The sequence below is a fragment of the Runella limosa DSM 17973 genome, assembly GCF_000482465.1.
Classification (GTDB): domain Bacteria; phylum Bacteroidota; class Bacteroidia; order Cytophagales; family Spirosomataceae; genus Runella; species Runella limosa.
The window spans coordinates 41,055-54,938 of record NZ_AXVJ01000063.1; the positions used below are offsets into that span (position 1 = coordinate 41,055).

At 46.1% G+C, this 13,884-nt stretch carries 7 protein-coding genes; 1 reads left to right on the forward strand and 6 read right to left on the reverse strand.

The window, feature by feature from the left end:
* Window positions 1-57: 57 nt before the first annotated feature.
* The 4 genes from K339_RS0107395 to K339_RS0107410 all read right to left on the reverse strand — a co-directional run bounded on the left by K339_RS0107395 (window position 58) and on the right by K339_RS0107410 (window position 7,662).
* Complete coding sequence (locus K339_RS0107395; RefSeq protein WP_028523042.1) at window positions 58-2,583, reverse strand: DNA translocase FtsK; 2,526 nt, start codon at window positions 2,581-2,583, stop codon at window positions 58-60.
* 171 nt (window positions 2,584-2,754) lie between these two features.
* Window positions 2,755-3,816 carry a quinone-dependent dihydroorotate dehydrogenase gene (locus K339_RS0107400; protein ID WP_028523043.1) on the reverse strand — a complete coding sequence of 354 codons (1,062 nt, stop codon included), beginning with the start codon at window positions 3,814-3,816 and terminating at the stop codon, window positions 2,755-2,757.
* 97 nt (window positions 3,817-3,913) lie between these two features.
* On the reverse strand, window positions 3,914-5,236 hold the full coding sequence (locus K339_RS0107405) for a DUF4374 domain-containing protein (RefSeq protein WP_028523044.1): 1,323 nt from the start codon (window positions 5,234-5,236) through the stop codon (window positions 3,914-3,916).
* A gap of 17 nt (window positions 5,237-5,253) precedes the next feature.
* Window positions 5,254-7,662: a TonB-dependent receptor gene (locus K339_RS0107410; RefSeq protein ID WP_028523045.1), complete on the reverse strand. Its 2,409-nt coding sequence runs from the start codon at window positions 7,660-7,662 to the stop codon at window positions 5,254-5,256.
* 297 nt (window positions 7,663-7,959) lie between these two features.
* On the opposite strand from K339_RS0107410, the gene K339_RS0107420 reads away from it, so the two are divergent.
* Window positions 7,960-9,216 carry a sialidase family protein gene (locus K339_RS0107420; RefSeq protein WP_028523046.1) on the forward strand — a complete coding sequence of 419 codons (1,257 nt, stop codon included), beginning with the start codon at window positions 7,960-7,962 and terminating at the stop codon, window positions 9,214-9,216.
* A 60-nt stretch (window positions 9,217-9,276) separates the two neighbouring features.
* Here K339_RS0107420 and K339_RS37685 read toward each other — a convergent pair whose 3' ends face one another.
* On the reverse strand, window positions 9,277-10,707 hold the full coding sequence (locus K339_RS37685; RefSeq protein WP_037299542.1) for an efflux transporter outer membrane subunit: 1,431 nt from the start codon (window positions 10,705-10,707) through the stop codon (window positions 9,277-9,279).
* Window positions 10,698-13,868, reverse strand: a complete 3,171-nt coding sequence (locus tag K339_RS0107430; protein WP_028523048.1) for an efflux RND transporter permease subunit — start codon at window positions 13,866-13,868, stop codon at window positions 10,698-10,700. Before K339_RS0107430 ends, K339_RS37685 begins: the two co-directional genes overlap by 10 nt.
* Window positions 13,869-13,884 lie beyond the last annotated feature (16 nt).

A 13,884-nucleotide genomic window follows, 5' to 3' on the forward strand; every position in this document is an offset into this window, starting at 1 on the left:
AAGTGTTCAATATTTGTTGGTCGATAGAAGCCTAGCATCCGTCGAGACAAAAAGGCACTACCCCATGTTTTTGAGCATTTGTTCAAGCGTGGCGATGTCGGTTATCAACACCTCACGGGCTTTGCTGCCTTCAAATGGCCCTACAATTCCTGCGGCTTCGAGTTGATCCATGATACGACCTGCGCGGTTATATCCTAGCTTCAGTTTTCGTTGAATCAGCGACGTACTTCCTTGTTGGCTTACGACAATCACGCGTGCAGCATCATCGAACATCGGGTCGCGGTCGGCCAAATCAATCGTTTCTTTGCCTCCTTCATCGTCATCGCCGCTAAACTCTGGTAAATGATAGGCCGAAGGATAGCCACGTTGGCTACCAATAAATTCACATACCTCATCAATCTCATCGGTATCGGCAAAGGCACACTGAAGACGAATCATGTCTGAGCCCGTTGAAAGCAGCATATCCCCCATCCCGACGAGCTGTTCGGCACCTCCCGTATCCAAAATTGTTCGTGAGTCAATTTTTGACGTAACCCTAAACGAAAGGCGAGCGGGAAAGTTGGCCTTAATCAACCCCGTAATGACGTTGACCGATGGGCGCTGCGTCGCCACCACCAAGTGAATACCGATGGCACGCGCCAACTGCGCCAAACGGGCAATTGGTTGTTCTACTTCTTTGCCCGCCGTCATCATCAAATCGGCTAACTCATCAATTACCAATACGATATAAGGCAAAAAACGGTGGCCTCGCTCAGGGCTCAACTGTCGCTGGATAAACTTAGCATTGTATTCTTTGATATTTCTCACACCCCCTTCTTTCAGCAAATTGTAACGGGTATCCATTTCAATACAAAGCGAGTTGAGGGTATAAACCACCTTTTTGGTATCCGTAATAATCGCCTCTTCGCTGTTGGGGAGTTTGGCCAAAAAGTGGCGTTCGATTTTATTGAACAGCGTCAATTCTACCTTTTTAGGATCCACTAGCACAAACTTGAGCAAAGCAGGATGTTTTTTGTAAATCAACGAGGCCAAAAGCACGTTCAACCCCACTGATTTTCCTTGCCCCGTTGCCCCTGCCATCAGCAAGTGAGGCATTTTGGCCAAATCGGTGATAAAAAACTCGTTGGAGATTGTTTTCCCCAAAGCTACTGGCAAATCAAACGTACTTTCTTGGAATTTCTTACTCGCCAGCACCGACCGAATCGACACCATCTCGCGATTTTTGTTAGGCACTTCAATCCCAATCGTTCCTTTACCTGGCATAGGCGCAATGATACGAATCCCCAACGCCGCCAAACTCAGCGCAATATCGTCTTCAAGGCTTTTGATTTTAGAAATACGCACCCCCGCTTCTGGAATAATTTCGTACAAAGTCACCGTCGGCCCGATGGTCGCTTTGATACTTGCGATGCTGATTCCGTAATTAGCCAACGTTTCAACGATGCGGTCTTTGTTGGCTTCCAATTCCTCTGCCGTCACCTTTGATTGTCCTTCGCCACGGTTATGGAGCAAATCAAGCGTAGGATATTTATAATTGGCCAAGTCGAGGGTAGGGTCATACGGCCCGTGTAACTCCACCAATTCATCCGCTGCTTTGTCAGCATCGGAAAAAGGCACTACTGGAATCTTGGTCGTCGTACCCGAAATTGGCGTATCATCTGTACTATCTTCTTTGGCTGCCACCACTTCGTCGGCATTTTCGACAATAAGGGTCAAGTTAGGGGCTGCTTTGGGCGTTTTAGAGGCTGAACCATTTGCCGTAAAATCAACCGTTTGCGCTTTTTCTTCAGGCTCATCTGCTGGTTTTGTTTCCACTTTCGGCGGAGTTGCAGGGGCAGGGCGTTCTTTTGGTACAGCGGCTTCCTCTTTCTCCTCCAACACTACCTCAAGGTCCACGGGTTGCACACGCTTTTTGATGGGGGTTTCAACCATTTCGGCAAATTCATCAAAAGAAGAAATACCGTGAAAATAAATCATGATAATCCCTAACAAACCCAAAACAACAAACAAACCACCAAAACCAATGTATTTGTTGAGCAAGGCATTGATTTCGTAGCCTATGCCACCGCACAAAAAACTAAGCGAACCAGCCGTATCGGTCTGAAACACGAAGAAGCCAAAAAACAACCCAAGCCACATCAGGTAAATCAATACCAACTGGGTAGTGCGCTGCAAAGGCAATAATTCACGTCCAAACGCGATTTTTACCCCTATTAAAAATAGGAGAAACGGTAATCCCAAAGCGGCGATTCCAAACCAGCGAAAAATAAAGAAGTGTGAAAGCAAGAGCCCAAAAAAGCCCATGATGTTTTCTGTTTCTTTGACCGATACCCGCATTTTGGTGGTAAAAGCCGAATCGACCACACTCTGGTCGGCCGCGCCTGTGAATAGGTACCAAATAAAAGCGCCAAAAATATAAAGCGATAAAAATAGCAATACCCAACCCCAAACTTTACGGCTACGGGGGCTTGGATTAAACGGAATTGTCATTTGTTTGCCTCGTCCGCTGGGTGGGTTAGGCGGGGGTGGCGTCGTCCTGCGATCTTGCTTCGACGAATTGGGAGGAATAACGTTTTTGGCCATTAGATACTCGTTGTAGGGTTTCGTTACTAATTCTTTTCGAGTTACTACTTTATCAAAAAATGCTAACGAAGAATAGACACAGTTATTGAGACCGTAGAACAAAAGCGTTTTACAGTACACAACTCACTCAGTATGAAGGTGTGCTGACGCACAAATGGGGTATGTGAAGCACTAAACGAGGGATTGACAGATGCGCTTTGCCAAGGCGGGACCTTCGTAAATGAAGCCCGTATAAATTTGGACAAGACTCGCTCCTGCCTCCAATTTTGCTTTTGCGTCTTCGGGAGAAGAAATCCCTCCTACTCCGATGACAGGAAAAGCCCGATTGGATTTTTCACAAAGATAACGAATTACCTCAGTAGAACGATGCGTTAGGGGAGCACCACTTAGCCCGCCAGCCCCAATTTTTTTCACTAACTCGTCGTCTGTTTTCAAATCGGCGCGGCTAATGGTCGTGTTGGTGGCAATCACACCCGCTATTTGGGTCGTGGTGACTATTTCAATAATATCATCCAACTGGCTATCGGTCAAATCAGGCGCGATTTTCAACAGAATGGGCTTCGTCGTCAGTGATGAGTGATGAGTGATGAGTGATGAGGTGTGCGCAAGTTCGTTGGCTCTTTGTTTGAGTGCCGCCAAGATTTTCATCAACGGTTCTTTTTCTTGCAAATCACGCAAGCCTGGGGTATTGGGCGAACTCACGTTGACGACGAAATAATCAACGGTATCATATAGCGCATCAAAACTCTTCAAATAATCGTCGAGCGCGTTTTCGTTGGGGGTAAGTTTATTTTTACCGATATTTCCTCCAATCAAAATATTCGTTTTTCGCTTCCGAAGCCGCTGGGCAGCAGCGGCAGCGCCGTGGTTGTTGAAACCCATGCGATTGATGATAGCGTGGTCGGGTTTGAGGCGAAACAAACGGGGTTTATCGTTGCCATCTTGCGGTTTTGGGGTCACCGTCCCGATTTCCACAAAGCCAAAGCCCAAGCAGGCCAATTCATCCACCAATTCTGCATTTTTATCAAAACCCGCCGCCAGTCCTACAGGATTTTTAAACTTCAACCCAAACACTTCTCGCTCTAGCGAAGGATGTTCAAAATTGAATAATTGCCTTGAAATAAACGGAACGCCAGGAATTTGAAAGAAAAACTTGAGGGTTCCACAGATAAAATGATGCACTTTTTCGGCATCAAAACGGAAGAGAATCGGAAGAATGAGCCACTTATACATGGCGACAAAGGTAATGAAAATCGACGTCTTGAAAGAAAAAAGTCTGCCCTTCATATAATTGAAAGACAGACTTTTTAAAAATTATCAAAAGAAAAGACTAAAAAATCCCGATGTAGTGGTTGCCCGCTTTGTTTAGCAATTTTGCGCCTTTGGTCACCGCTCCTGTTTTGCTATTGAAGATATAGATATTTCCGTCTTTACCCGTTGGCGTTACTGCGACATAAACCTCATCGCCACTCACCAAAATCCCTTGGTATTGGCCAAAGTTCAGGTCAGCATCGTATTCTATGTTTACTTTTGTTGCAGTTTTGGCAGTCAAATCCACCCGAGCGATGTAGCCTTGGGTAGTACCTTCGTGCGTATAAAGTACGTACGCAATGCCATTTCCCGCATACTTCCAACTATCCACGTACGAGCCTTTTACACCCAATGCAGCATCCAAACTAAACACGTACGAATTGTCATACTCGTTGTTTTGGTTAATCCGCAAAATATGCGACCCTTTGCTGTCACGTTGGGTTGCTTGGTAAATATTGCCATCTTCCGACACAAACGCATTGGGACTGCGGTAGCCGCTGTTGTCACCGTTGCTTACGGTCGAAGTAATCACTTTAGGATTTTCCAAAGAAGGGTAATCAACGACCACCGACTTACTTCCCAAGCGATCAAATGTGCTTTCAATAGCACCCGTAGCGGGGTTGTACTTACGCATCCACGTACCGATGATGAGTTTGTTTTGTGCCTTGTTAAGTACTGGCGCATCTAAACGGAAAATGGTATGACCTTTCAACTCCTCTTCGGCCGACAACGGAATTTCGTATTGCTTATACCCATTGATAAGTACTTTTTGTAAGTCAAGCGCCAATACCGTGGCAGTACCTCGGTAGTAGGCAAATGGCTTGGTTTTATCAGTGGCATTGTTGGCTACAATGCTGGCTACGTTGACTGCGATTCCCGTTTTGTCACCGTCAAACAATTTAGACCAACGGGGTGTGGTGGTAGCATACTGAGAAATATTTACCGTCACATCTTCTTGGGTATAACTTCCTGAACCATTGACTTTATACCGAGCAAACTCCCCTCCATTATCTCCCGAATAGGCGATGTTAAACAACGTTGTGCCATCTTCCGAGGCTTGCAAACGGGCTGTTCTGGTTGATTTTACAGGAAAACCATTGTCATACACCCCAATAGATATATTCGGATTTTTAGCATCTGCTTTGCTTACTGAATAGACCATTGTTCCGCCGTTTCCGTCGCCTGCGGTTGTTCCCATGAGCGCCCCCGCCACGGTTATCCAACGTTCTTTGGAGGTTTCGTCGGGTTCGACCGTACCGCTTCCTGCATTCTCACAACTCGTAATGGTAAATGCCGCGATAACCGACGTACAAACTAACACGTTTCTTAGCTGTCGTTTCATTGTGGATAAATTAAATGTTAGAAATTATTAATCAGATAGTTAAGTTTCAAATAAAATGCCCGTCCTGGTTTTTGCACCGCAAAATTGTCGTAGGCTTGTTGGTCAAATACATTTTTGACATCGGCACTCACGACAAATTTGTTTTGAGGAAAAGCATAGCTCACACCCAAATCTTGGATGTACTGGCGTGGCGTCCGAAAGTCTTCCAAAATCAACCAAGTGGTGTAGAAACGTTCCACAAAACGAAAGCCGTAATAGAGGTTCAGCGCTGATTTCTTTTTGAACAAATCCTTTATGGTGTATTGAACATTGGCGTTGGTCGTCCAGTAGGGTTCGTTGGGAAGCTGTCGGTTGTAATAATCATACTCTCGGCCGTTGGCGTCGTAACGAACGTTAAATACCGAATTAAACTTCGACATGTTCACGTCCACCCGCAGGTTATTATCAAAAGAATAGTGAAGGTCGGCTTCAAAACCAATCGCCTTGTTTTTGCCTAAGTTTTCAAAAGGATTGGTTTGCAGGGCATCATTTACCCTTGGGTTGATGCGCTGCACAATTTTATCGCGGGTATCGCGGATAAAACCCGAAACGGTAAAAGAGTAACGGTGCTTTCCCGCATAAAAATTACCTGCATTTAGGCCAAAATTGTAGTTGTAGCTTACCTCTGGACGAATCCCAAAATTCTCAATAATGTTTTCACCTGGGCTCCCAAACACTTCACTTTCCGACGGCAAACGCACGGCTTTTTCGGCCGATGTCAACAAAATAAATTTCGGATTGAGCGTATATGACATGGCCAAACCATAACCTGTGTGCTTTTTACTGCTGTTTGCACGGTTTTCTTGACGCACATTTTGCCCATCTACCACGCGTAAAACAGGGTCTATGCGGTCTATACTTTGCTCATAAAACTTGGCAAAAAGGTTACTTTTCAGCCGATTTTCGAGCAACTTAGCTTCATAAGCAACCGAAGTGATGTTTTTTTGGAGATTACGCGTTCCAATAAACGCTCGTTCCAACTCCGACCGCATAAAATCTTGTTCCCGACGGTCGATGCCGTAATAAATATGATTGACTACCAAGCGATGGTTTTTGCTCAAATCATAGTTTAACCCTGCTCGAAAAGTGCTGACATTTCGGTCGATGTGCATGATAGTCGGGGCGGCTTGCTGGGCACCCGTTGGGCGCATAATGGGGTTTCCGTTCAATCCGACGCTGATCTGACCGTACCAATTGTAGTTCCATTTCACGGTATCTACCACCACTTGGCCGCGTTGGCTATACATAGCATTGACGTTAAATTCCAGCCCTCGGGTCAAGAAGTTTTTCTTCACGTAGTTTAGGCTCAACACATTAGCTTGCGATTCGGTGAAGCGCCCCATGTAAGGAATGGACATATAGGTACCGTGTTGTACTTCTTTGAAATCGTCTGAGCCATTGTAGCCAATCAAAAATTGGTCGGCCCATTTCACATTCATAAAACCCAGCTGAATTTGCCCACCCGTAGAACGATACGCGTCATTGAACCGTCTAGCCCTTACATATTCGTAGCGTCCATTGGGCAGGATGTTTCGCACAAACTTTCCCCACACCTCGTAGTCATTGTCTGAGTAATTATGAAAAGCGGAAGCTTTGACCGTAAAGCCCGTTTTTTCGTTGCGGTACGTACCGTTGAAGTTGGTTTGAAACGTATTGAAAGACCCGTAAGAAACAGAGGCAGACAGGTTATTCATTGCTCCCTTTTTTAGAATAACGTTGATAGCTCCCCCCAAGGCATCATCGGCCAAATGCGCAGGAATCACCCCTTTATACACTTCTACGCGTTCAATCAGGGCAGGTGGAATGCTATTTAAGCTAAAAGACTCTCCATAGGTAGAAATCGGGATACCGTCGATGAACACCCGTACCGAATTTCCTGACATACCGTTTAGGTTATAATTTACAGCCGAGCCTAACCCGCCATTCTGCCGAACCCGTATCCCCACGGTTCGGTCTAGCAACTCGTTGGTTTGAATATTGCGTTGGGCTACTTCCTTCGTTTCAACGACATTCACCGCAAACCCCAACGTTTCGATTTCTTTTTTCTCTGATTTTTGAACAACCCGTACTTCGTTCAATTCAAAATTTTTAGGTTTGGCCGTAATAGGTAGATTTATCTGAGGCTTATTAATGGTCACTTTGAGTTGTATCGGCTCTATTTCAACCGAGGTAACCATCACTTCATGCTGCCCATAAGGAACATTTTTTAGCATAAAATACCCGTTTTCATCGGCCGCAACCACCGCATTGCTTTGCATCAACTTCACATTGGCGTGGGCTACTCCACCCTGCTCTTTGGTATAAATACGGCCTTTCAGCGTGGCCGTTTGTGCAAAGACGCTCACAGAAAACAAAAGCAACAGCAATAACAGAAACGGTATTTTCATAGATGATGTACAACTGTGCGTGTGCAGTTATTTTAATGGCTATTTAACTCTATTTTAATTTGGATTTAATCTAATTTAGTCAACAAAACTAGATTTGTTCTAAATAAGAACCAAAAAATATTCCATGACTTGGGTGTTTTTCTTTACAAAATCATATAACTGCCTCGTAAAAACACATTTTAAAGCTTCTTTGTCCTTGGCTTGAAGTGCTGAGGTGAGATAAATGCCGAAAGCATTTGCCTTTTCAATTGGTATGCGCTTTATTTGCACACAATTTAAAATTAGTCTAAATACACCATGCTAAAATTACTAATTCCAATTTCGTTGATGTTCGTAAGTCTTTTTTGGAAAACGAACCCAGCCGATAACGCCCCCATCCCCTTGGATCCAACCAAGTCTTACACCTTACCCACTTTGGCCAAAAACAACAAGGGAGAGGTTGTGTTATACTGGACAGAAAAAGACCCTCAAAACACCGTTTCGTTGTACTTTTCTACCTCAAAAGATGGCAAAACGTTTGGGGAAAAGAAATTAGTCTTTGCCGATGCAGGCTTAGGAAATGGTCGTTTGATGCGTCCCAAATTGTTATTTAAAAAAAATGGCGACATCGTAGCAGTGTTTTCTTACCGAGCAGGTGGCGCAACTCCACCAAGAGAACAGCGCCCCGCAGCCGCCAGTCATGACCATGGCAATCACGGTGCGCAGGCCGCCCCGCAACAAGCCCCGCAAGCAAGACCAAAACGTAGCTCAGAAATCAGGTTTTCGGTTTCTAAAGACGGCGGAAGTTCGTGGACGTCCCCAACGTCGGTTGATGCCGATACCAGCAAACTCATCCGTGGCTTTTTCGATGCGGTTGTGTTGCCTAATGATGAAATTGCAGTGGCTTATTTGAAAGACGTAAAAGGAAGTACCAAGCACGAAGAACGTGATTTGCGCTTGGCGGTATCAAAAAATGGTGTTTTTCAAGCAGAAAGACTAATCGACCCCGTGGTTTGTGATTGCTGCAATATTAGCATGGTTGTGGATGAGTCGGGGGCTTTACACATGGTTTACCGCGACAACAACAACGACGTACGTGACATGGCGCATATCGTGTCAAAAGACAATGGTATGACGTTTTCTGCGCCCAAAATTTTGTACAACGATAAGTGGGAAATCAAAGGTTGCCCGCACTCAGGTGCAACTTCAGCCGCTACAAAAACCGAACAATACATCACTTGGTTTTCGGGAACACGCAACGGACAATCGGGCATTCGTTTGACCAACTCATCGGGTAATTTATTGAGAGTATTGGATGCCAGTGCTAAAAATGCTTCGATTGCCGCCGATGCGAAAACTGCCGTTTGGGTGTGGGAACAAACGTCAGAAGCTGGCACAACTAGCGTATTTTACAGCAAAGTTATTAATGGAAAACTATTTGATATTCAGTCCGTTAAAAACTCTATCAATGGTCAAAACGCTAGTAGTTTGGCCCATAATGGCGAGGTATTCATCGCCTATGAAGTTGTCACTGCTGATAAAAAAACAGCCCTAGCGCTCCAAACTGTTGACTAAAACTTATGTACGATTTACAAAAAAAGCAAGGCTTTCAGCCTTGCTTTTTTGTGAGCGAATTTATTTCCAGCCCCCACCCAAGGCACGGTACAGATTAACCGTCGTTTGTTGTTGCTGTTTTTGGGTATTGATAAGCGTCAACTTCGCCTGCAGCGCATTTTGTTGGGCAAAAAGTACTTCTAAATAAGACGCCCTCCCCGTGCGATACAGTTTACTAGACGTTTCTATTGAGCGAGTTAGCAACAGCGCTTCCCGATTTTTGAGGTCAAACATCTGGGCCAAGTTTCGTAGATTGGCCAGTTGGTTGTTGACTTCGATATACCCATCTAAAATCGTCTTTTGGTAATTATACAACGCTTCAATTTGCACGGCTTGCGCCCCATTGAACTGTGCTATAATGGCCGAACGATTGATAAGCGGGCCTGCCAAATTTCCTACGACCGAATAAGCCAACGACTGAGGCGTACTCACCAAAAATTTCGGATTAAATGCCTGTAATCCCAACATTCCCGTCAAACTAAACGACGGAAAGAAGGCCGCTCTTGCTGCCACCAAGTCGGCTTTGGTTGCTATAAGTTCCAATTCGGCCGCTCGAATATCGGGACGGTTTTTGAGTAAGTCTGACGGCATCCCCGTTTGAATCTGCGCGGCAATTGCTCGCGAGAGTTGGTTTTTATCCCGAACAATTGGCTGTGGAAACCGTCCTAGAAGCCCATGAATAACATTTTCGGTCTCAGTAATTGCTTGCATAATAGCCACTTCAGCGTGTTGGCTATTCAGAAGTTGGGCTTCAAACTGTTCTACAGCCAGTTCGTTGGCCGCTCCTGCTTGTTTTTGCACTTTTACAATTTTGAGGGCTTCTTCCTGTAAACCAATGGTTTGCCGAACAATTTCTCGCTCGTTGTCAAGTGCCAACAAACCATAATAGGCATTGGCAACGCCCGCTACCAAATTGGTCGTAATCCAATTTTTCGCTTCGACACTGGCCAAATAACGCGCCAAAGCCGCTTCTCGCTGCGTACGAAGTTTTTTCCAAATATCAACTTCCCACGAAGCCGTCAAGCCCACAAAAAAATCAGGAAGGTGGGTCGGAACAACTTTCCCCTCCACAATGTCGGTGGTGGCATTTCCTGCTCCGTCCATGGTATAAAGGCCAAATCGGCGCAGCGCCGTTGTTCCTCCTCCCCAAACCGTTGGTTTCAGCAGTCCTTCCGTTGCTCTCACGTTGGAACGCGCCATCTCAATCCGTTGAATGGCCGTCAGGGCATCAAAATTATTGACCAAAGCTGTTTCAATCAGCGCCGTCAAGGTACTGTCTTGAAAATAGTCTCTCCACTGAATCTGGGCGCTGTTTGCGGTATCTGCTCTATTTTCAAACGTCGCAGGAAGTGGTTCAAATTCGCGTTGGGTGGCAATGGGTGGCACTTTACATCCCGCAATAACTCCTCCCAACAGCAAGATGATTAGCAGTTTTATTGGTTTTATATCCATTTTTTTAGGCGCTCTTCGGTAAGTGGTTTTTCTTCTTTTTTGGAGTTCTTTTTTAATTTTTCGGCCAATGTGCCAAAAATGACGTACAGTCCAGGGATGACAATCACGCCAAAAACAGTCCCAAACAACATTCCTCCTGCGGCTGCCGTACCAATGGTGCGGTTGCCAATGGCTCCTGCCCCCGTCGCAAACATCAGTGGTAGCAATCCCGCAATAAACGCAAAGGATGTCATCAAAATGGGTCGAAGGCGGACTTTGGCGCTCTCAATCGCAGCCTCAACCACGGTCGCTCCTTCACGGTGGCGAAGCGTGGCAAATTCCACAATCAGAATGGCATTTTTTCCCAACAACCCAATGAGCATCACCATTGCGATTTGGGCGTAAATATTGTTTTCTAACCCCAAAAAGTGCAGAAATAAGAACGTTCCAAAAATCCCCGTTGGGAGCGAAAACACGACAGGTAGCGGCAATAAGAAGCTTTCGTACTGAGCCGACAACAACAAATACACGAACAACAAACAAATGGCGAAGATGTAAACGGCTTGGTTACCCGTTTCTACTTCGTCGCGGCTAATACCTGCCCAGTCAATGTCATAACCCGTTGGGAGTTTTTCGCGCGCCGTTGCCTGCACGGCTTCAATGGCGCTGCCACTACTGTATCCCTCGGCGGGTTCGCCATTCAGCTCCGCCGAAGGGTACATGTTATAGCGGGTTACTTGATCCACCCCATATACCCGTTCGATACGCACAAAGGCCGACAAAGGCACCATTTCTCCTTTGTTATTCTTCACGTACAGGTTTAGGATGTCTTCGGGCTTGGCACGATACTGCGGCAATGCCTGTACCATTACTTTATACATTTGGCCGTACTTGATGAAGTTGGTAGCGTATTCACTCCCCAGCAGGGTCTGCAATGCGCCCATCGCTTTGTTGATGGTTACTTCTTTTTGCGCGGCTTTGTCTTCGTCAATGTGCAACAGGTACTGTGGAAAGCTCGCATCAAAAATGGTAAATGCCGAAGCAATTTCGGGGCGAGCTTTGAGGTCTTTGATAAACTGCGTAACCACCGCTTCCATCGCTTTGAAGTCGCCACTCCCCGTTTTGTCTAACAATCGTAATTCAAACCCACTCGCATTGCCATAACCTGGGACGGCGGGCGGCGGAAAGTACTCAAGGCGGGCATCTTTGATGTGTTTGGTTCGCTCGGTGACTTGTTCGATGACTTCATCCACCGTTTCTTTTCGATTTTCCCAATCTTTAAGATTAATTAAGCACGTACCGTAGGTAGCTCCTGTCCCGTCCGAAAGGATATTGGTACCCGCCAACGTAGAAATAGACTCGACCGATTCGAGACTTTGACAGGCTCGCTGCACTTCATCGACTACGGCCTTGGTACGTTCGAGGGTTGAACCCGACGGCGTGGTAATGCTCACGTAAAAAGTACCTTGGTCTTCGTTGGGGATAAAACCTGACGGAATTAATTTCCCCAAAATACCCGTCCCAGCGCAAAATGCCAGTAGCATTCCCAACGTCACCACTCGGCGGTTGACGATGACTGAAAGCAAGCGTTGGTATCGCCCTGAAAGCCCTTCGTACCAACGGTTGAACCCCGCAAAAAAACGAGCTAAGAGTCCATGACTACGATGTTCGGCGTGGGTATTTTTCAAAAACAAGCCACACAACGCAGGCGTCAGCGTCAAGGCACTAACTCCTGAGAGCACAATCGCGATGGCCATCGTTAGAGAAAATTGTTTGTAGAAAATCCCCACGGGGCCCGTCATAAACGAAGTGGGTACAAACACTGCCGACATAACCAACGTAATCGCAATAATAGCCCCACTGATTTCTTTCATGGCTTTTTCGGTGGCTTTTCGGGGAGAATATTTTCCCGTTTCTAGCTTTGCATGAACTGCCTCAACGACCACGATGGCGTCGTCAATCACAATTCCGATGGCCAACACCAGCGCAAACAGCGTGATGAGGTTGAGCGAAAACCCAAACAACTGCATGAAGAAAAACGTCCCAACCAACGACACAGGCACCGTAACGGTAGGAATGAGCGTAGAGCGAACGTCTTGCAAAAACAAAAACACCACCAACGCCACCAAAATAAAGGCTTCAATCAGGGTTTTGACTACTTCATGAACAGACGCATCCAAAAAGCGAGACACATCGTAGCTAAGTTCGTACTCCATTCCTTTCAAGAAAACCCGTTCTTTGATGGTCGCCATTCGTTCTTTTACTTGGGCAATCACCTCACTGGCATTCGAGCCTGGAAGCTGTTTGAGCATGATAGCCGCCGTGGGGCGACCGTTGATTTTGGCTTCTACGTCAAAATACGTCGTTCCAAACTCCACATCAGCGACGTCTTTGATGCGCAAAATCTGCCCATCAGCATTGGACTTGATGGGAATGTTCTCGTACTTTTCGGGTGTATTGTACTTTCCGCCGTACTTGATGACATACTGCAACGCCTGCGGAGTTTTGTCGTTGCTCTCCCCCACTTTTCCTGGAGCAGCTTCCACGTTTTGTTCTTCCAATGCCTCTAGTACGTCTTCCGTAGAAATGGCATAATTGAGCATTTTGTCGGGTTTGAGCCAAATACGCATGGCGTACTCGCGCGCTCCCAAAATGTCGGCGTACCCTACGCCTTTTACCCGCTTGAGTTCGGCCAAGACGTTGATGTCCGCAAAATTGTAGAGGAATTTTTCCTCCATCGTACTATCTCGGCTGTAGATGTTGAGGTACATCAACATGGCATTTTCCTCTTTGGCTATTTTTACCCCGTTCCGAATCACCTCCGCAGGAAGTTCCCCCATAACGGCAGCTACGCGGTTTTGGACGTTGACTGCCGCCACGTCGGGGTCAGTGCCTACTTCAAAAATGACTTGTACTACGCCCACCCCATCGTTTCCTGCATCCGATGACATGTATTTCATTCCTGGTACGCCATTGATAGCCCGTTCAATCGGGACAAGGGCGGCTTTTGTGACTGTTTCAGCGTTGGCTCCCGTATATTCGACAGTTACGTTTACTTCGGGGGGAGCAATGCTCGGGAACTGCGTCATGGGCAGTCGGGTGAGCATCAATAAACCCAGTAGTGTGATAATCATGGCGATGACTACCGACAGTACGGGTCGATGTATGAATTGATTAAACATGGATTTTTTCAGTTTG